The following is a 19273-nucleotide window of genomic DNA, read 5'->3' as shown; positions in this document are numbered from 1 at the left end:
AGCGGGGATGTCGGGGCCGGTGCGCCTCGGCCTCCGCGCCAACCTGGCCCAGTTCTCGCTCTTGGTCGGGGTGAACGCCCTGGTCGGTGGGATGATCGGCCAGGAACGCACGGTGCTGCCGCTCATCGGCACCCGGGTGTTCCATCTACACGCCTTCACCGCCGCGCTCACCTACATCGTCGCCTTCGGGGTGGTGAAGGCGGCCACTAACTTCGTCGCCGGCACCTTGTCGGACCGCACGGGGCGCAGGCCGGTCCTCATCGCCGGGTGGGTGGCTGCGCTCCCAGTGCCGTTCCTGTTGGCCTTCGGCCCGGGCTGGAGCTGGATCATCGTCGCCAACGTGCTCCTTGGGATCAACCAAGGACTGACGTGGTCGACCACGGTCATCATGAAGATCGACCTCGTCGGACCGAAGCAGCGCGGGCTGGCCATGGGTCTGAACGAGGCCGCCGGGTACGGGGCCGTGGCCGTCACCGCCCTCGCCACGGGGTTCATCGCCGCCCGCGCCGGACTGCGACCCGACCCATTCTTCCTAGGCATGGCATTCGCCGGGCTCGGCCTCGGCTTTTCCAGCCTCTTCGTCCGAGAGACCCATGCTTTCGCCCGCGCCGAGGCCCGCACGCATGTCGACACCTCCGCCCAGGCTCACGCCGGCCTGTCGACCAAGGAGGTGTTCTGGCTCACCAGCATCAAGGAAAAGGCGCTGTCGGCCGCGAGCCAAGCCGGGATGGTCAACAACCTGAACGACGGGCTCGCATGGGGAATCTTCCCGATCTTCTTCGCCCGAGGGGGCCTCACCATCGGCCGAATTGGCATCCTGGCCGCGCTCTACCCGGCGGTGTGGGGAGCGGGCCAGCTCGTCACCGGGGCCTTGTCAGATCGCTGCGGCCGCAAGTGGCTGATCGCGTCGGGCATGTGGGTCCAGGCGGCGGCCATAGGGTTCATCGCCGCTGTTCACGGCTTCTTGCCCTGGGCCGTGGGCGCCGTCCTCTTGGGCGTTGGCACCGCCATGGTCTACCCGACGCTGCTCGCGGCCATCGGTGACGTGGCCCATCCCAGCTGGCGAGCCTCGTCGGTGGGCGTCTACCGGCTGTGGCGCGACGCCGGCTTTGCCGTCGGCGCTCTCCTTGCCGGGGTCGTGGCTGACATGTTCGGGCTCGTCGCCTCGATCTGGGTGGTGGCCGCAATCACCGCGGTCTCGGGACTTGTTGTTGCGCTGCGGATGTACGAGACCTTGGCGGGCCGCCGCCGACCCGTTGGCTCCATGGCGGCATCGCCTTCGAGCGGCGCTGCGTCAATCAAATGACCGACGCGATAGCGAGGGAGCGCTCCCCTCATCGAAGGAGCTTGCTCAGCCCGAGCCGCCGCCGGCATTGCACACACAGAACTCGTTGCCCTCGGGGTCAGCCATCACCAGCCACCGGGTGCCGTGTTCCTGTCGGGCATCGCCCTCGAGCCGACGGGCGCCTAGACGCTCGAGGCGGGCAGCCTCGCTCTCGACATCGGGAGTCTCTATATCGAAGTGCACCCGGTTCTTGGTCACTTTGGCCTCGGGCACGGCCTGCAGCAAGAGCTTGGGAGGTCCAGGATCGCCCGGCATCAACAGCACATAGTTGCCGGCCGCTCCGATGTTCGTGTAGCCGAGGGCGGGTGCCCAGAACTCCGCAAGCTTGTCGGGATCTGCGCAGTCGAGCACGAGGCCAAGCGCGGTCTCTGCCATCGATCATCCCCATTCTGCTGGCGAGCGGTACGGAAACTCATCATGGCAGATCGTCGCCGTTCAGGGGCTTGGTTCCTCCATCGTTACCTCGCTCAGACACGGCGAAGTCAAGCTTAGAGAAGCGTTTCGGAGCGCCGCCTCCGCCGTCGTCGATCCGTGGCTCCGCGAGGCTGGTGAGCCCTGTATAGCTCTGCAGACAGTGTTGTCATCGTGGCTTCACGGAAACGCTGGTCGCCAACGAGAGGCGTGTGGCGAAGGCTCCGCCTGACACAAGCCAAGGATGACCCTGCCGAGCCTCGACGACGCCGTCGTTAACCCAGCCTGCTACCTCGACGAGTGCCCGCAGGCAGACGGCGGCCTGGTACCAGCGCTGCTCGTCGATGTTGATTGTCACATTGCTGTGCTGCTCATACAGGCGCACGAACCGTCGGGCGAGGCGACGGCCTGTGGCGCGGACCAAGGGACGCAACGGGCCGGAGACCGCTATCGGGGGCTCGGAGAGCAGGAGTGAAGTGAAGGCGACGTCGTACGTCCGCGGCGCGAGTACCGCTGCGCTCCAGTCGAGCACGGCCGGTTCGGCGTCGCCCTCAGCAAGGAGGTTGAACGGGTGGAGATCGCCGTGACAGACCACGTCCGGCGCCAATGGCGGCGGGTGATTGATGAGCCACCCGGCGGCGTCAGCGAGGTCGACGCGGCGGCAACGACCGGCCCACGTCCGCAGCCCGTGGAGCAGGCCAAGAACGGACGTGGCGACGTCAGGGACGTCGCGAAGCTGGTCGCGAACCGGCTCGGGGTCCAATGCGTGCAGCCGCGCCATCGAGATCGCCAGCGCGTCGGGAATTCGCCGCACCAACCGGGGCATGGCGGCGACGACCCCGATGCCGCCCAGACCGGACAACAATGGCGCCCCCCTCGCACGGTCCATGATCATGAACGCTCGGCCCACCCGGCTAACGGGGCCACTCCAGCCACGCACGGCTGGCGTGGGGAAGCCTTCCGCGGCTACCGCGGCCTGAACGATCGTCTCCTTGCGAGCCAGCCCGGCGTCGGGCATGACCCGGGCGACGAGGTCGCCGTCCCAGCCCGTCGGCGGGTTGAGCAGCGAGAAGGCAAGGAGTTCGGCCCAGAACCCGCCGCTCAGCCATTCGGGCGGGTTCGCATAGGCGAGCGTCGGCACGCCGGTCATCGCCTGAAGATCGGCCAACAACAGACCAGGGAGCTTAGGGTCACTAATAACGGTATTTACCGTAACGGTTATCCCCGGTAATGTCTAGGGTGATGCCTACCGCCGCCCCCGCCGGAGAGCTGACCATTGACGACCTCGCCCGCCAGGCCCAGCTGCCGGTGCGCACTATCCGCGAGTACCACACGATTCGCCTGCTGCCGCCGCCCCGCCGAGCCGGGCGCGTCGGGATCTACGGCCAAGACCATGCCCACCGGCTCGAACTCATCGCCCGCCTTCAGCGCCGTGGCTACTCCCTCGCTGGCATCCGAGACCTCCTCGAGGCGTGGGACGCCGGCACCAACCTGCCCGCCGTGCTGGGCGTCGAACCTGGGACCGCCGCGCTCGACGAGACACCGCTACGGCTCACACGTGCCGAGCTGTTTGCGCGGCTCCCGGGACTCACGACAGCGTCTGTACGCCGCGCGTGCTCGGTCGGGCTCGCCCAACCCGACGGGCCAGACCATTTCTTCGTCCGCAGTCCCGCGCTGCTCGTTCTGGCCGCCGACGCCGTTCACACCGGCCTCCAGCTCAGCGAAATATTCGACCTGATCGGTGTCCTCGGGGACGAGCTGACCACCCTCGCCGAAGCCATCGCCGATCTCCTGGTGAACGGCATCTGGCAGCCCCTCGTCGACGATGGGCGTCTCGAGGAGGTGGAGCAGTTCCTCCAGCGTGGACGGGTTCTGCTGCTCCAAGGGGTCGCTAGCACGCTGGCTGACCGACTCGGGTCGGCACTCCTCCATCGAGCCGGCGAAGCCCCGAGCGGTGACGCGCTCCGGGCGACCATCGAGCACATCCGCATCGGGGCCATCACTGACTCGGCCGGCAACATTCGACGCATCAATCAGACTGGCAGCCAGATCAAGATGGGCTCCGGAGCCTAACCATGAACTCGGCCGCTCGATCGAGGAGGCAATGAGGTGGCGAACCGCATCTCGCATCCCATCTTCGCCCGCTTCTATGCGCTGATCTCGGCAGGAGCCGAGAAGGCTGGCGCAGCCGAGCACCGCCGCGACGCGCTCGCCGGGCTGCGGGGGCGGGTGATCGAGGTCGGAGCAGGCAACGGACTCAACCTCGCGCATTACCCGCCCGAGGTGACTGAGGTGGTCGCCGTCGAGCCCGAGCCGTACCTGCGGCAACGGGCGGTCGAGGAGGCAGCTCAGGCTCCAGTGGCAGTCTCGGTCCTCGAGGGAGACAGCGACCACCTGCCGGCCGATGACGAGAGCTTCGATGCCGCAGTTGCATCGCTTGTCCTGTGCTCCGTTCCGGACCAGGCTCGTGCCGTTGCCGAGCTCTACCGAGTCGTCCGCCCGGGCGGGGAGCTGCGCTTCTACGAGCACATCCGGGCCGATTCCCCGGAGAGGGCCGGACTACAGGACCGCGTCGATCGGATCTGGTCGCTCTTCGGCGGCGGATGTCATCCCAATCGTGACACCGTATCGGTGATCGAGCGGGGTGGCTTTGACATAGAACGTCAACAGCGGTTCCTGTTCCAGCCCTGTTTCATCGCTAGACCCGTAGCTCCCCACGTCATCGGACTGGCCCGACGGCGTTGACGCTGAGCGCTCGCGTGATCGGTCGCGCGATCCATTCGGCTTAAGCCCAGCGCGATCTACGACCGCCGATAAGGCGATCGATGAGGGCTCTCGACACCGAAGAGCCACCGAGCTCAGCGTCCGATGCCGCGACCGAGGTCATGGCCGATACCGTGGCCGTCATCCACGCCGCCGCGAAGATGTACGAGCGACCTGGATGGTCTCCTGGCTACTGCTTGGCGTTCGATTCCGTCGAGGCGGTCTCGCTGGGCCTCGATGTCCAGTCGGAGGTCGTCGAGCCTTCGGCCCGAGCTCCGCTTGCGCTCTTGCGAATCTGAGAGGCTCTCGCCTCGCCGTTCCCGGCCTGCCTTCAGGTCTCCGATCGCCGTCTCACCGTCAGCGATCAGCCTGTCGAGGCGCTCGGCCTCCGGGGCGCCGTCGCGGTCCCAGCTGGCGCGTGCCTCCGCCTGCTTCTCGGACCAGGCTTCCGCCTCTTTCCGGTACGAGCGGCGCTCCCGCCACCCTCGGGCGTGCTCGGCCATCGATGATGACCACGCAGCACGGCGCTGAGTCTGGGCCAGCTCCCGGGCCGTCCGCCCAGCCTTTGTGTGCTCCCAGACACCTTCCCCGGCCCCCAGATCCCGACGAAGCTGGCGAACCTCGCGAAGGCGGGCGTTGACCGCGACGATCTCGAGCGACGGGTCCGGCGGAGCAGCGGCTTGTCGGGCCTGGTGGGTGGCCGACAGGCATGCACGGGAGAGGGCCACCGTTCGCGCGCCCTCGAGGTCGCGCCTGCCGGCCGCAGCCTCGACGGTAGGAGCGGCCACCGGGCTGGCGACGTCGGTCGCCCATCCCAATCGCCGCTCGGCAGACCACTCCCGGGCCAGGTCCTCGACGGCCTGGTCGAGGTTGTCGGCTACCAGGTAGGCGTGGGACGTCTCCTTGGCCCGGCTCATGGCCACGTAGGCCAGCTCACGGCCACCCCCGTCCACATAGAGGTGGGAGCGCTCAGTGGTCTGGCCCTGGCTGCGGTGGGCGGTGACGGCATAGCCGTGAGCCAGACGCTCAGCGGAGAGCTCCTCGCCGACGAAAGTCACTCGGCGCTCATCCTTCGTGCGAAGCGCGAGCCGTTCGCGCTCAACATCCACAGCCTGCACCGTGGCCCGCTCACTGGTTAGCACGGCCCCGTCGGCGCCGGGGGCGAGGATCACCACCTGGTCTCCCGCCCGGTAGGCACGCCCTCCGGGCGCCACCAGCTCGGTGCCTCTGAGCATGCCAGCCTCGGCCATGCGTTCCCTGGCTCTGTTGTTGAGTTCGTCAACGTTGGCGCGCCGCCAGGCCAACAACGCCGTCTCCTTGCCCTCTGCAAGGTCGGCGGCCCACGCGTCCACTGCCCGATCGAGGGCCTCGTCCGGCGATGCGGCCGCGACGACGCGCCCGTGTGTCCGATACCAGGACACCGCCTCCTCCACGTCACCAGCCCGCAGAGCGGCGAGGGCCTGGGATTCGGCGGGGTCGGTCTGGCGCAGGTTCTCATACAGGACCAGGACCTGGTCTCGGTGCCGGCTGACCAACGCCTCCAGAGCCCCGCCGGGGCCGACGCCGCCGAGCTGGCGATGGTCGCCCACCAGCACCACCTTGGCTCGGGCCGCCTCCACGTGAGCCAAGAGGCCGACCAGGTCGGGGTCGTCGGTCATGCCCACCTCGTCGAGCACGACCACGCTGTGATCGGAGAGCGACGTCCTCCCGTGCTCGAGGCGCCAGGTGAGGCTGGCCAGAGTCCTCGACTGGTCGATGCCCGCCTCGCGTCCCAAGTTGCGGGCGGCCTGCCCGGAGGTGGCGGTGCCGAGCACCTCGTAGCCGAAGGCCTCGAAGGCGTGCCGCACCATCGAGAGCATGGTGGTCTTGCCCGACCCGGCCACACCGAGGACCAGCTCCGCTCCCCGTCCCGAGGTGCAGATGGCGGTGACAGCGTCCTCCTGGGCCGCGGTGAGTTGGTAGCCCTGGCGGTGTTCGGCCGCCCGAATGGCGGTGACAGTCCGCTGGACCGAGACGGCGGGAGCATCGGACCGCGCCAGCTGGTCGGCGACCATGTCGGCGATGGCCTGCTCGGTTGCGAGGGTTGTGGCCGTAGACCACACCGGTTCCCTTGCTCCCCGCATCCCGACCAGCGGGATGGCCTCGGGGTCGGCCAGCGTCCGCTCCACCATCCGATCGAGCAGGGCAGGCTCCTGGCCGTACAAGTGGGGAGCCAGGGCCACGATCGCGTTCCGACGGGCGAAGACCTTGCGGGCGCCAAGCGCACCCTCGGGTGAGAGTGCCGCTGCCACGAGTTCCCGGATCTGGTTGGTGCTGGGAGGCGAGGTGAGCACCCGGGCGGCGGAGGCACGCTCCACGGAAGCCTCGAGCTCGGGAAGTGGAAAGCCGGCCTGCCGCAGTTCGGCTCGCCAGCGGGAGATCAACTCGCCCTCGGGCTCGTAGCGCTTGGCCCGGCGGGTGGTGCGCGCGGCCATGTTGCGGGCGCGGTAGCTGTCGTGGCCATGGGCCCTGACTTCTGCCTCGATTTCTGCCTTGCGCTTGGAGTGGACCTCCAGTACCTGCTCGGGAATCCCCGCGATGCGCCAGTGGCCCAGTCGCCCCGAGGGTCCAGGATCGGCCTCGATGCCATAGCCCAGCTCGGTAGCTACCCGAGCCGAGGCCACGCGGCCGACCATGGTCGCCGCGTGCAGGTGCTCTCTCCACGTGGTCGTGTCGGGAGCCTTGAAACCGCCGCGCTCGTCGAGCATCTCGACGACGTTGGCCAGCAGCACGTGATCGTGGGGGCAGGGATCACCGGCTCGGGACGTGGCATGACGGGAGTGGGCATAGATCAGACCCGAGGCAGGAGTCGGCATTGCTGCCCTGCCCCGCCGGCCACCCGCCTTGCGGGTCAGATCATCGAGATAGGACAGGGTGGCGTCTCGCTCGGCGTCCATGATGCGATGCATGTCGTCTGCCCTGCCCAGCACGCCCAGCTCGGCCACAGACTTGTGGGCCGAGACGACCAGCTCCATCCCAGGACGCGTCGTCCGCACCATCCGTGTCCCCGTGCTGGGGTCAGTGGCCCCGCCCGGTCCGTACATCGCCTCGTAGGCATCAGGCGTGACCGCGCCGAAGAGGCCGAGGCGATCGGCACCGGAGCCACCCCAGACAAGCGGCGTGTCGCCACGTGCCGCGTAGTAGTCGAGGGCCTGTCCGGGATGGTCGTCGGCCCTGTCCATGACCGTGGCGCGGTGGTAATCGACCGACTCGGCGCCCATCATCCGCATCCACGCCACGGCTCAGCTACCTCAACCGACCTGCCGTCGCGCAACCCTCGCGGTTGCAAACGTGTCGCTCACATCGAGGTTATGCCAGACGATAAGCACTGCTGTCTAGCAGGAATTCTCGAACGGATAGCAACGGTCATTTACGGTAACTCACGGTCACATCGGATCCAGCACCTAAGAGCACGAGTGAGTCGATCGACTTGATGCTGTGCTGACCTCATCGCTCAGGTGCCAACTGGAGTCGGCGAGAGCCGGCTCCAGGCGGCAGAAGGTGCGTCGAGGAACCTTCGCTGAGCAACCGAGCACCGGCGGCAACGCCCCCTTGGCTCGGCACCGTTCCTGAACTGGTTCCCCGCGATGGCATGCGGGCTCGGGGAGGTGTTAGGGGAACTCTGTCCTCAGGACCTCAGGCGCTGAGGTGGGCGCGTCGAAGCGCCGCCGCGTACTCGGTGGGATCACCCGGCAGCACCTCGAGATGAACCTTGGTCACCGACCCACTCGGCTCCAGATCGACCACTCGGGCCAGGAACGGGTCTTCGTCGTCCCCGGCCACAAGGATGGCCCCAGGGAGGACGATCGAGGGGTCGCGGGCATCCTCGAGCAGCGTCCACACGTGCCCTGTCTGGTCGTACTGCTGCACGTCGGCCGGCAAGTCGACGGCCACGAGCCCGCCGTTCGTGGGGGTCAAGCTCGCCCCCTGCGCTTGTGGGGATTGACGATGGGCTGGGACAGGATCGACATGAACCGGGCGGCCTCCGCTGGAGAAGCGTCCTCCAGCACCACATCGTAGTGCGGGGGGTCGAAGGTCGGGAGGAGGATGAGACCGGCCCTGAGCACGTCGGCGACAGTCGTGGTGGCGTAGGTGCTCCTGGTCGCAAGGTGCTCGGCGAGCAGGCGCTCAAGCGGCCATGCCTCCGTCACGGCCTCAACGGAGACGCAGGCCAATGGCTTGTCCCGCCAGGTGTAGACGGCCTGCTCGCGGCGGGCAGCTTGGAGGACCTTCTCGACTGTGACTGGCCCACCGCGAACAACCAACGTCGTCGACGTCGGCGGCGTCTCGTCGCGCACGTGTGGCTCGATCGGTTCCATAGCCGTCCTTCCCACTCAGAACCGGTACGCCCCTACCCTTTCTGGCCAGGCACCCACCCGACACACCCGCTACCCCGGAGGTCCGGCCGGCTCGCCGTGGCGCTTGCGGAGGTCGATCAACCCGGGAGCACCTCGGGGTACGTCTACCCTCGCCGCTCCCCTTCCCTGGTCAGCGCCACCATCGCTGACCGACACCAGCTCTCATGGACACCGGAAAATGAGCGGACCGGAGCGGAAAATATCCCTGGAGCGTAGACGCCGAGGGTAGAACCCAGGGTAGGTGGGTGGTTCACAATCACCGCCATGAAGACGAGCGGCAAAGCAACCTCACCGCAAGTCCTTCCGCCAGACAGTGATGTCGCCATGCAGTCACGCCGGCATGCGAACGCGCCCAGAGGTCAACCGGAGCGGGCAGAGCCGACAGCGGCCGGCCGTCGGCCCCAGCCGACGGACCGGGTGATCGCGGCGAGGCCGAGCGGCTCCAGCGTGACTGGCGATCCCACCTCGGCTTACAGCTGCCCTCGGCCGGACACCGGAATCGGGGGGTGTTCGCCGAGATCGACGGCGACCGAGGACACGCCTGCCCTGATGCCCCCTTCCCTGGTCACGGGCGGTCGTAGGCGTGTGGCAACCGCGTTCTCGTCCGTCTCCAGGACATGCCCGTCCTGGACAGCCTTCGGGAGGAATCGCGGTCAGGACAGGCTTGAGGGCAGGAGCCAGGGCAGGAGTTGGGGCAGGCCGGTGTGGATCATTTCGCGGAGACGAGACTCGACAACCTGAGAGGAGAGCCGATGTTCGTCTGTCTCGACGGGCCGACCAGGACGGGTCATGGTCCGTCCATTGGTCCAGAAGGTCCGGGCGTAGCCCGGCTTGTTCGTCGTGAGGTACGCCGTGGCTGCCGAGTCTGAGAGAACGGCCGCGGTCGCGCCGCTCCGCGGCGGAAAGCACCGTCATTCCCGTGGTGAGATCCGCCAGCTCGTCAAGGAGAACCGGTCGGAACGACCGATGACGCTTCCCGAGGCAGCAAGGTTTCTCAACGTCTCGGAGCGTTGGATGCGGCGCGCCGTCGCGCAGCGGTCCGTCCCCTTCATTAAGCTCGGCCGCCAGCTCCGCTTCCTACCCGAGGATCTTCGTTCCGTCCTGGAGGCGGGCAGGGTCGAGTCGGCTTCCCGTCCAGCGCGACGTTGACCCAGCGGGCGAGCCAGCCGTCGAAGCGTTGATGGACGGGCGCAGCTCGAGGATACGGAGGCGGAAGTGGGAACGAGCGGCAAGCGGAGGGGACAGCCGACCAGGCGCCGGCCGTCGGGAGCCATCAGCCAGCTTCCCTCGGGCAAGTGGCGGGCTCGCCACCTCGGACCCGATGGTCACCGGCACTCCGCGACCTTCACGACAAAGGCTGACGCAGATGCCTGGCTTGCTGCTCAACGCACGGACGAGGGGCGAGGCGCCTGGGTCGATCCCAGACTCGGCCGAGTGAGTCTCGCCGAGTGGGCGACCGATCGGCTCGAGCGTCGCAGTGACCTGCGGCCAACGACGCGGGCGAAGTATCGGCACCTGCTCGACCGCCACATCCTCCCGGTGTTGGGACGAACGGAGCTTGGCCGCCTGACGCCCTCGTCGGTCCGAAGTTGGTACATGGCCCTCCGGGCGGTGCACCAGGTGACGGCCGACGACGCCTACCGGCTCCTGCGAGCGATCCTCAACACAGCGGTGGCCGACGAGGTGATCGTCCGCAACCCATGCCAGGTCAAGGGAGCCGGGCAAGTGCATTCCCCCGAGCGACCCACCGGCACCGTGGCAGAGCTGGCCGCCGCCGTGCAGTCGGTGCCCGAGCGCTACCAGCTGGCTCTGCTGCTGACCGCCTGGTGTCAGCTGCGCCGAGGGGAAGTCCTCGGGCTACAGCGTCGGGATGTCGACCTACTTCATAGTTCGATCAGAGTGGAGCGCAGCTGGGCCGTCACGACCGAGGGAATGCAGGTGCTGGGCGACCCGAAGACAGAGAAGGGGACGCGCGTGCTGGCCGTGCCCTCACACGTGACCCCGCTACTGGCCGACCACCTGGACCGGTTGATAGACCCGAGCCCGGCTGCCTGGCTCTTTCCGGGAAGAGAGGAGCAGCCGATCACCCCGCGAACCCTCGACCGCATGTGGGAACGAGCGCGGCGAACGGTCGGGCGTCCCGACCTTCGGCTGCACGACGTCCGGCACTCCGGTCTCACGTGGGCGGCGGCGAGCGGCGCCAGCGTCGCCGAGCTGATGCACCGAGGCGGCCATGCCAGTCCCGCCGCGGCACTGCGCTACCAGCACGCCACGGCAGATCGCGATCGCGCCATCGCGGACGCCCTAGCCGCGCTGGCCGAGCCAACCGAGGCGACACCAATCGCGGCCGCCAAACGGTACGTGTCGAGATCCGTTAGGACACGTGGGGGACACGGCACCCGTTAGGGCGACCTCGACGAAGGTCGCCCGAAGGACAGAAAGGCCCCCTGACCTGGCACTTTCTCTAGCAGCCCCAACGGGATTCGAACCCGTGTCTCCACCTTGAGAGGGTGATGTCCTCGGCCTCTAGACGATGGGGCCGTGTTGGCGATCGTTGGCTCGGGGGGGAGGACTCGAACCCCCAATGGCAGGGCCAGAACCTGCAGTGTTGCCGATTACACCACCCCCGAACGGGCCGGGTTCAGGGTAGTCGATCGCAAGGGCATGGCGGCCCCGACGCCCGCCTCCTCAGGACGGGAGCCGGTCTCGAGCCGCCCGCAGGCGTTCGAGGGTGCGGTCCCGGCCGAGCAGGTGGAGCGACTCGAAGAGCGGGGGTCCCACCGTCCTGCCCGTCACCGCCACCCGGATCGGCGCCTGGGCCTTGCCCAGCTTGCGGCCGCGCTGCTCGGCGACGCCGAGGGTGGCGGCCCGGATCTCCTCGGCGGTCCACGGGCAGTCGGCATAGGCCGACAGGGCGGCGTCCAGGATGGGGCCCGCCTCGGCGTCGCGGGCGATCGCCCTGTCCCAGGACGCCTGCTCGATCGGGGGCTGCTCGAGAAAGAGGAAGTCCACCATGGCCGGCACCTCGGCGAGGGTCGCCACCCGCTCCTGGACGAGCGGCGCCATCTGCGAGAACACCACCGCGTCGAACGCCGACGGCGGCCACGGGCCAGACTCGAGCCAAGGCTGACACGCCTCGATGAAGCGCTCGACCCCCATGGCCCTGATGTACTCGCCGTTGAAGTGGGTGAGCTTGCGTACGTCGAAGAAGGCTGGCGACCGCGTCACGTCGGTCAGGCGGAAGTCGCGGACCATGACGTCCAAGCCCATGATCTCCTGACCGTCGGCTGGCCCCCACCCCAGTAGGGCCAGATAGTTGCGCATGGCGTCGGGCAGGTACCCCTGTTGCCGATAGTCCTCGAGGGCGACGGGATCGCGGCGCTTGGACAGCTTCTGGCGCTTCTCGTTCACGAGGACAGGCAGGTGGGCGAAGACCGGCAGGCGCGGTCCACCGAGCGCCTGCCACACCAGAATGGCCTTCGGCGTGTTGGGGAGGTGCTCCTCGCCACGGATCACGTGTGTCACGCCCATGTCCATGTCATCCACCGCGTTTGCCAGCACGAACAGCGGAGCCCCCGTCGACTTCACGACCACGAAATCCTCGATCGTCGCGTGCTGGAACACGACCTCGCCGCGCACCAGGTCCGAGACTGTCGTCGACCCCTCGTCGGGCGTGCGAAAGCGAAGCGCCCGCCCTGGGCCCGGACCAAGGCCCCGGTCACGGCAGAAGCCGTCGTAGCCCGGCGTGGCGCGACCCCGTGTCCGGGCCTCGACCACCTCCCGCGTGCAATCGCAGTAATAGACGTGGCCACCCGCCAACAGCTTGCCGATGGCGTCGGCGTAGAGGTGGCTGCGCTCGGACTGGAGGAACGGACCCTCGTCCCAGTCCAACCCCAGCCAGGCGAGGGCAACGGCAATCCCCTCGATCCACTCCTCCCGGTTGCGCTCGGTGTCGGTGTCCTCGATGCGCAGGATGAAGACACCGCCCTGCTGACGGGCGAAAAGCCAGTTGAACAGAGCAGTGCGTGCGCCTCCGACGTGGAAGTAGCCGGTCGGGGATGGTGCGAAGCGAACACGCGTCGGGTCGGACGTTCTGTCAGGGGTCATCTCTAACCCAACAATCTATTGGCGATCACAGCCCGCTGGATCTGATTGGTGCCCTCGTAGATCTGGGTGACTTTGGCGTCTCGCATGAAGCGCTCGACCGGAAAGTCCCGCGTATAGCCGTAGCCCCCCAGCAGCTGCACGGCGTCAGTGGTCACCGACATGGCGGTGTCAGAAGCGAAGCATTTTGCCATGGCTCCGGTCATGGAGAGCTGACCGTCCGGGTCGCCCTCGTCCACGAGCGCGCAGGCCTTGTAGACCAGACCGCGCGCCGCCTCCACCCGCGTCGCCATGTCGGCGACCATGAAGCGTAGAGCCTGCAGGTCGGCGATGGGCCGTCCGAACTGTCGCCGGTCGTGCAGGTAGCTCACAGCGTGGTCGATGGCACCCTGGGCGATACCGACCGCCTGGGCGCCGATCGTCGGCCGGCTGCGGTCGAGGGTGGCCATGGCGATGTAGAAGCCCGCACCCTCCTCGCCGACCCGGTTGGCCGCGGGGACGCGGACGTCATCGAGCGCCACCTCACCGGTCGGGCTCCCCCGCATCCCCATCTTCTCTTCCAGTCTCGGGACCTCCACGCCCAGGGCCCGCTCCACCACGAAGCAGGAGATGCCGCGGTGGCCCGCATCGGGATCGGTCTTGGCGAAGACGATGTAGAGGTCGGAGATGCCGGCGTTGGTCACCCAGAACTTGGTCCCGGTGATGACGTACGTGTCGCCATCGCGCACGGCCCGGGTGCTCATCGAAGCGACATCCGATCCGGCATCCGGCTCCGACAGGCAGTAGCTGGCCTGGGAGCGGCCCGACGCCACCTCGGGCAGATACCGGGCCTTGAGCTCCTCCGAGCCCCAGCGCATGATCGGTATCATCCCGAGCCTCGAGATGATGATCATCAGGCTCGTCGACGCGCAGACTCGAGCCAGCTCCTCGACCATGATCGCCTGGGTGACGTGGTCCGCCCCGCTGCCGCCGTGCTCGACCGGGAGCCCCAACGCCGGCAGGCCCATCCCGACGCAGTCTTCGAAGTTCTCCCACGGGAAGACCCCTCGGCGGTCGACGTCCGCCGCCCGCTTGGCGATCTTGTCCTCGCAGAACCGGCGCAGCGCGCCGCGAAACTCCTGTTGTGTACCCGAAAGGGTGATGGACTGCACGATCTCGATTCTCCCACCGGCGCCGCTCTCATGGGCGAGCGGACGGAGCTGGCCGCCCGGTTGTGGGGTCAGCGCTCGACGAGCGGCCGGCTCGTGCCGGGTCCGACCGGGGCCGGGTCTGCGTCAATGAGCTGCCGCCAGTCGTTCAGCCGGGCGGTGATCTGCGCTGGCGTCAGCCGCAGGGTGTCGTCCGGCACGCGGTCGCTCACCGCCCGCTGGGCCCAGTAGTCGTGCGCCGCAGCCTGGAACAACGGGCGCCGGTAGGCAACGAGATCGTCGGGCGCACCCCCCAGGAATCCCCACACCGCGAACGCCGCCTCCCAGTCGTGGATCACCGGAGCCCGGTCGAACAGGCTCGCCCGCCGAAGGGCGACCCCCAGGCAACCTGCCACCGCGTCCTCGAACTTCTCGCCCTCGCTCAGTACCAGCCGATCCTCGAAGCGCCCGGCGAGCATGAGCGCGTAGCCCTGATCGGGACCGGGTGTGCCCATCCACGCTCCGGACGGGTGGATCCCGCCCCGGATCTCGGCGGGGCGGTCGGCCTTCCACCGGCGGGGCGCGGGCAAGCGGAGCACCGGGCGGATTCGGTCCTCCGGCATGATCGGCACGTACTCGGGCTGCGTCATCCCGCCTCGTCCTCCGGCCGGCCTCCCGGGCCGGCTTCGTCCTCCGGCCGGCCTCCCGGGCCGGCATTGTGGACGAGACCGTAGACGATGGAGTCCACGAGGGCCTGCCAGCTGGCCTCGATGATGTTCTCCGACACCCCGATGGTCGACCAGGACCGCTCGCCGTCGGTGCTGTCGATGAGCACCCGGGTCACCGCGCCGGTGGCCTGGGCAGTGTCCAGGACCCGGACGCGATAGTCGGTCAGGTGCAATCGGGCCAGGCCGGGCAGGCGCGGGCCGATGGCATTCCGCAACGCAGCGTCGAGGGCGTGCACCGGCCCGTTCCCCTCGGCGGTGGCGACGATGCGCTCGCCGGCCACGTGCACCTTGACGGTCGCCTCGGTCGTCATGCTCTCGAAGCTCGGTGGCCCGAGATCGACCCGGTCAGCCGACCCGGCGGACGCCGTCGGCCCGGCATCCCGCTGTGCCGTCTGGTCGGGCCGGTGCTCGGTGATCACCCGGAACGACTCCACGTCGAAGAACGACTGCCGCCAGCCTGTCGCCTGGCGCATGAGCAGCTCGAGCGAGCCGTCGGCCGCCTCGAAGTGGTAGCCCTGGTGCTCCAGGCGCTTCAGGGTGTCGAGGACCTCGCCCAGTGCGACGCCGTCGAGGTTGAGGCCCAGCTCGGCCGCTTTGATGCTGAGCGTCGAGCGCCCGGCCAGCTCACTGACGACGAACCGGGTACCGTTCCCCACCGAATCGGGCGACACGTGCTCGTAAGCGTCCGATCGACGGGCGATGGCGCTGACGTGCAGGCCGGCCTTGTGCGCGAACGCCGACGCGCCCACGTAGGGCTGCTGCGGGTCGGGCGTGATGTTCACCAGCTCGGCGACGTGGTGGGACGCGGCGGTGAGTCGCTCGAGGCGATCGAGCGGGATCGTCTGCACACCCATCTTGAGGGCCAGGTTGGGAACGACGGCGCTGAGATCGGCGTTGCCGACGCGCTCGCCGTAGCCGTTGATGCAACCCTGCACCTGGGTGGCGCCCGCTCGCACCGCACCGAGCGAGTTGGCGACCGCGCAGCCACCGTCGTTGTGGACGTGGATGCCGATCTTGGCCCCGGTGCGCGAGGCGACCTCGGCGACCACGCGCTCGACGTCGTGGGGCAGAGTGCCGCCGTTGGTGTCGCAGAGGACCAGGGCCTCGGCTCCCGCCTGCTGCGCGGCCTCGATCACACCCAGGCTGAAGCCCGGATCGGCCCGGTACCCGTCGAAGAAGTGCTCCGCGTCCAGGAACACCCGCAGGCCCGCTTGCCGCAGGAGCTCGACGGAGTCGGCGGCCATGGCGATGCCCTCGTCCAGCGACGTCCGCAGCGCCTCGGTGACGTGATAGTCCCAGGCCTTGGCGACGATGCAGACCACTCCCGTCCCCGCTTCGACGAGCTGGCGCAGGGACGGATCGGTGTCCGCCCGAGCTCCCGGGCGCCGGGTGGAGCCGAACGCCACCAGGGTGCTCGTGGCCAGCCCCAGCTCGTCGGGCGCCCGGCGAAAGAACTCCTCGTCCTTGGGGTTGGCCCCCGGGTAGCCACCCTCGATGTAGTGGACGCCAAGGTGATCGAGCTGCTGGGCCACCCTCAGCTTGTCGTCCACGCTCAGCGACAAGCCCTCCTGCTGGCTGCCGTCGCGCAGCGTCGTGTCGTAGATGTCGACCGCCGCGGGCGGCACGGGCGGGCGCTCAGCCGACATGGTCGAGCCAGTCCTTGTACCGGTCGATCTCGCCTCGCACGGTGGCGAAATAGGTCTCTTGGATGCTCCGGGTCATCGGCCCGGGACGTCCGTCGCCCACGGACCGGTCGTCCACCGAGGAGATCGGGACCACCTCGGCGGCCGTCCCCGTGAGAAAGGCCTCCTCCGCGGTGTACAGGTCACTGCGATGGAGGGTACTCACCCCGACCTCATAGCCGAGGTCGCGGGCGATCGTCACCACCGAGGCCTGGGTGATGCCCTCCAGGGCGCCGTCGCTGGGCGGAGGGGTCAGGAGGCGGCCCCCTTTGACAACGAACAGGTTCTCCCCCGAGCACTCGCTGACATGTCCCCGCGGCGACAGCATGACCGCTTCGTCGTAGCCGGCCTTGAGGGCTTCGACCTTTGCCATGGACGAGTTGATGTACATGCCCGTCGCCTTGACCGCGGTGGGAATGGCGTTGGGATCGTGACGCAGCCAGGTGCTGATCTTGACCCGCACCCCCGAGGCCACGCCCTCTTCGCCCAGATAGCTGCCCCACGGCCAGACCGCGATGGCGACGTTGACCTCTGAGGGCAGCGGATTGAGACCCATCTCGCCGTAGCCGAGGTAGGCGATGGGACGGATGTAGCAGGACTCGAGCCCGTTCACCTGCACGGTCTGCTTGGTCGCGGCGACCAGCTCCTCGTGGTTGTAGGGGATGTCGATGAGGAAGACCTTGGCAGAGCCCAATAGGCGGGTGATGTGCTCGCCAAGGCGGAACACCGCGGGTCCCCTGGGCGTGGCGTAGGCGCGGATCCCCTCGAAGACACCGGATCCGTAGTGGAGGCTGTGGGTGAGGACGTGGATCTTGGCCTGATCCCAGTCGACCATCTCGCCGTCCATCCAGATCTTCTCGCTCGGTGTGATCGGCATGGCTACACCCTCTCTGCGATGGCATCGCCGATCTCGGCGGTGGTTCCCAAGGTCGCTCCTGTGGAGGCGGACTCGGACAGTTGGTCGAGCACCGCCTTGCTGATGCGGGCGGCGGCATCGGCCTCGCCCAGGTGGTCCAGCATCATCGCCGCAGAGCGGATGGCCGCCAGCGGGTTGGCCCGACCGGTGCCGGCGATGTCGTGGGCCGCGCCGTGGACCGGCTCGAACAGCGAGGGGCCGGTGCGCGCCGGGTTGAGATTGGCCGAGGCGGCCAGGCCGATCCCGCCGGCCACGGCGCCGGCGAGGTCGGTGATGATGTCGCCGAACAGGTTGTCGGTGACCACCACGTCGTAGCGTTGCGAGTCCTCCACCAGATAGATGCAGGCCGCGTCCACGTGGTTGTAGGCCGTGTCCACTCCGGGGAACTCGGCGCTCACCTCGTCGAAGGTGCGCTGCCACAGGTCGCCGGAGAAGGTGAGGACGTTGGTCTTGTGCACCAGAGTGAGGTGGTGCCGGGGCCGGCGCTGGGCCAGATCGAAAGCGAAGCGCACGCACCTCTCGGCGCCGAAGCGGGTGTTGACCGACCCCTGGGTCGCCACCTCGAGTGGTCCACCACGACGGAGGAAGCCGCCCTCTCCGGCGTAGGTGCCCTCGGTGTTCTCCCTGACCACGACGAGATCGATCGGGCCTCGAGCGGTCCCGGGCAGGCCGATGAAGGGCCGCAGGTTGACATAGAGGTCGAGCTCGAAGCGCATCCGGAGCAGCAGTCCCCGCTCGAGCGCACCCGGTGGCACGTCGCGGCTGCCCAACGGGGGCCCGACGGCGCCGAGGAAGACGGCGTCGAGGCTGCGAAGCTCGTCCAGCACGCTGTCGGGCAGGGCCTCACCCGTACGCAGGTACCGCGCTGCCCCCAGGTCGTAGTCGACCGTGTCCAGCCGCACGCCGACGGCGGACACGACCTTCATGGCCTCGGCGACGACTTCCGGCCCGATACCGTCGCCGCCTATGAGGCCCACCTTGTGTGGGGTCAACTTTGCTCCCGAGAAAATGAAAAACCGCCCACTGCGTGGACGGTCGACGAGGCACACACCGGAGGGTGTGCGCCTACGGAATGATCGATACCTGGGTGGCGGTCACAGCGAAGCAAGTGTCGCCCAGCAGCGATCACCCGTCAACCCGGTTGCCTTGGGCTGGGCTGGACGGCGGGGCTGCCCTTGCCGATAGCCTCGACCGGGTGAGCGAGACACACCTCACTCCAAAGACCTACGAGCGGCTCCAAGCCGAGCTCGACGACCTGACCAGCCGGGGCCGGGTGGAGATCGCCCGGGCTATCGAGGCGGCCCGGGCCCTGGGGGACCTGTCCGAGAACGCCGACTACCACGCGGCCAAGGACAGCCAGGGAAAGATGGAGAACCGCATCCGTCAGCTCCAGGTCCTCCTCGGCTCTGCGGTCATCGTCGACGGCTCCAGTGCCGACGGCGCTGTCACCGCCGGCGCCGTGGTAAGCCTGCGCTACGAGGGCGACGAGAGCGTCGAGCGCTACCTCGTCGGCTCCATCGAGGAACGCCGGGACGACGCCTCGGTGGTCTCGCCCGGCTCGCCCCTCGGGCAGGCTCTGATGGGGCACCGGCCGGGCGACACCGTGGAGTACAAGGCCCCGGGCGGCACCCTCAAGGTCACCATCGTCGACCTCGGCGGCTGAACAGCGCGCGGCGGCGGAGCCCCCGCCGCTCGGGGTTGGCTGCAGCGGCGGAGGGCGGGGACGAGCCCCGCCCGGGGCGGCGAAGCGGCCAGGGACAGAGCGATCGGTGACGACTGCGCCGCGCGGCCCGACCCGTA

At 68.6% G+C, this 19273-nt stretch carries 16 protein-coding genes and 2 tRNA genes; 5 read left to right on the top strand and 13 right to left on the bottom strand.

All coding sequences use genetic code 11. The features are described from left to right. Window positions 1-7: 7 nt before the first annotated feature. Window positions 8-1306 carry an MFS transporter gene (locus VGF64_01865; protein ID HEY1633474.1) on the top strand — a complete coding sequence of 433 codons (1299 nt, stop codon included), beginning with the start codon at window positions 8-10 and terminating at the stop codon, window positions 1304-1306. A gap of 45 nt (window positions 1307-1351) precedes the next feature. On the opposite strand, the gene VGF64_01860 is transcribed toward VGF64_01865, so the two are convergent. Beyond that, window positions 1352-1720: a VOC family protein gene (locus VGF64_01860; GenBank protein HEY1633473.1), complete on the bottom strand. Its 369-nt coding sequence runs from the start codon at window positions 1718-1720 to the stop codon at window positions 1352-1354. A gap of 205 nt (window positions 1721-1925) precedes the next feature. Beyond that, window positions 1926-2906, bottom strand: coding sequence for a phosphotransferase (locus VGF64_01855; GenBank protein HEY1633472.1), 981 nt, complete (start codon window positions 2904-2906; stop codon window positions 1926-1928). Between the two features lie 92 nt (window positions 2907-2998). Between VGF64_01855 and VGF64_01850 the strand changes: the two genes are divergently transcribed. Further along, window positions 2999-3829 (top strand): MerR family transcriptional regulator, encoded by an 831-nt coding sequence (locus tag VGF64_01850; protein ID HEY1633471.1) that lies wholly within the window; start codon window positions 2999-3001, stop codon window positions 3827-3829. 36 nt (window positions 3830-3865) lie between these two features. Further along, on the top strand, window positions 3866-4501 hold the full coding sequence (locus VGF64_01845) for a class I SAM-dependent methyltransferase (GenBank protein HEY1633470.1): 636 nt from the start codon (window positions 3866-3868) through the stop codon (window positions 4499-4501). Between the two features lie 113 nt (window positions 4502-4614). Here the strand turns inward: VGF64_01845 and mobF are convergent, their stop codons facing one another. From mobF to VGF64_01830, 3 genes are all read right to left on the bottom strand, one after another. Continuing rightward, window positions 4615-7788 (bottom strand): MobF family relaxase, encoded by a 3174-nt coding sequence (mobF, locus tag VGF64_01840; GenBank protein HEY1633469.1) that lies wholly within the window; start codon window positions 7786-7788, stop codon window positions 4615-4617. Window positions 7789-8194: 406 nt separating this feature from the next. Continuing rightward, window positions 8195-8476, bottom strand: coding sequence for a hypothetical protein (locus VGF64_01835; protein ID HEY1633468.1), 282 nt, complete (start codon window positions 8474-8476; stop codon window positions 8195-8197). Further along, window positions 8473-8877 carry a hypothetical protein gene (locus VGF64_01830; GenBank protein ID HEY1633467.1) on the bottom strand — a complete coding sequence of 135 codons (405 nt, stop codon included), beginning with the start codon at window positions 8875-8877 and terminating at the stop codon, window positions 8473-8475. Before VGF64_01830 ends, VGF64_01835 begins: the two co-directional genes overlap by 4 nt. A 1473-nt stretch (window positions 8878-10350) precedes the next feature. Between VGF64_01830 and VGF64_01825 the strand changes: the two genes are divergently transcribed. Next, window positions 10351-11322, top strand: coding sequence for a site-specific integrase (locus VGF64_01825; protein HEY1633466.1), 972 nt, complete (start codon window positions 10351-10353; stop codon window positions 11320-11322). Window positions 11323-11384: 62 nt separating this feature from the next. Here the strand turns inward: VGF64_01825 and VGF64_01820 are convergent. The 8 genes from VGF64_01820 to VGF64_01785 all read right to left on the bottom strand — a co-directional run bounded on the left by VGF64_01820 (window position 11385) and on the right by VGF64_01785 (window position 18465). After that, window positions 11385-11457: transfer RNA gene (locus tag VGF64_01820), tRNA-Glu, on the bottom strand. A 14-nt stretch (window positions 11458-11471) separates the two neighbouring features. Next, window positions 11472-11546: transfer RNA gene (locus VGF64_01815), tRNA-Gln, on the bottom strand. A 58-nt stretch (window positions 11547-11604) separates the two neighbouring features. Next, window positions 11605-13023 carry a glutamate--tRNA ligase gene (gltX, locus tag VGF64_01810; GenBank protein HEY1633465.1) on the bottom strand — a complete coding sequence of 473 codons (1419 nt, stop codon included), beginning with the start codon at window positions 13021-13023 and terminating at the stop codon, window positions 11605-11607. Between the two features lie 2 nt (window positions 13024-13025). Next, entirely contained in the window at window positions 13026-14171 is a 1146-nt protein-coding gene (locus tag VGF64_01805; protein HEY1633464.1) for an acyl-CoA dehydrogenase family protein, read from the bottom strand. A gap of 68 nt (window positions 14172-14239) precedes the next feature. Beyond that, window positions 14240-14797: a hypothetical protein gene (locus tag VGF64_01800; GenBank protein HEY1633463.1), complete on the bottom strand. Its 558-nt coding sequence runs from the start codon at window positions 14795-14797 to the stop codon at window positions 14240-14242. Further along, the gene (gene cimA, locus VGF64_01795) at window positions 14794-16521 is read right to left on the bottom strand and encodes a citramalate synthase (protein ID HEY1633462.1); all 1728 of its coding nucleotides are present in this window, start codon (window positions 16519-16521) and stop codon (window positions 14794-14796) included. The genes VGF64_01800 and cimA overlap by 4 nt, the downstream gene beginning before the upstream one ends. Further along, window positions 16511-17434: a branched-chain amino acid transaminase gene (locus VGF64_01790; protein HEY1633461.1), complete on the bottom strand. Its 924-nt coding sequence runs from the start codon at window positions 17432-17434 to the stop codon at window positions 16511-16513. Before VGF64_01790 ends, cimA begins: the two co-directional genes overlap by 11 nt. A 2-nt stretch (window positions 17435-17436) precedes the next feature. Further along, window positions 17437-18465: a 3-isopropylmalate dehydrogenase gene (locus VGF64_01785; protein ID HEY1633460.1), complete on the bottom strand. Its 1029-nt coding sequence runs from the start codon at window positions 18463-18465 to the stop codon at window positions 17437-17439. A gap of 203 nt (window positions 18466-18668) precedes the next feature. Between VGF64_01785 and greA the strand changes: the two genes are divergently transcribed. After that, window positions 18669-19136 (top strand): transcription elongation factor GreA, encoded by a 468-nt coding sequence (gene greA / locus VGF64_01780; GenBank protein ID HEY1633459.1) that lies wholly within the window; start codon window positions 18669-18671, stop codon window positions 19134-19136. Window positions 19137-19273 lie beyond the last annotated feature (137 nt).

This window comes from Acidimicrobiales bacterium, from assembly GCA_036491125.1.
Lineage (GTDB): Bacteria > Actinomycetota > Acidimicrobiia > Acidimicrobiales > AC-9 > AC-9.
This window is presented reverse-complemented; position numbering and strand designations above follow the sequence as displayed.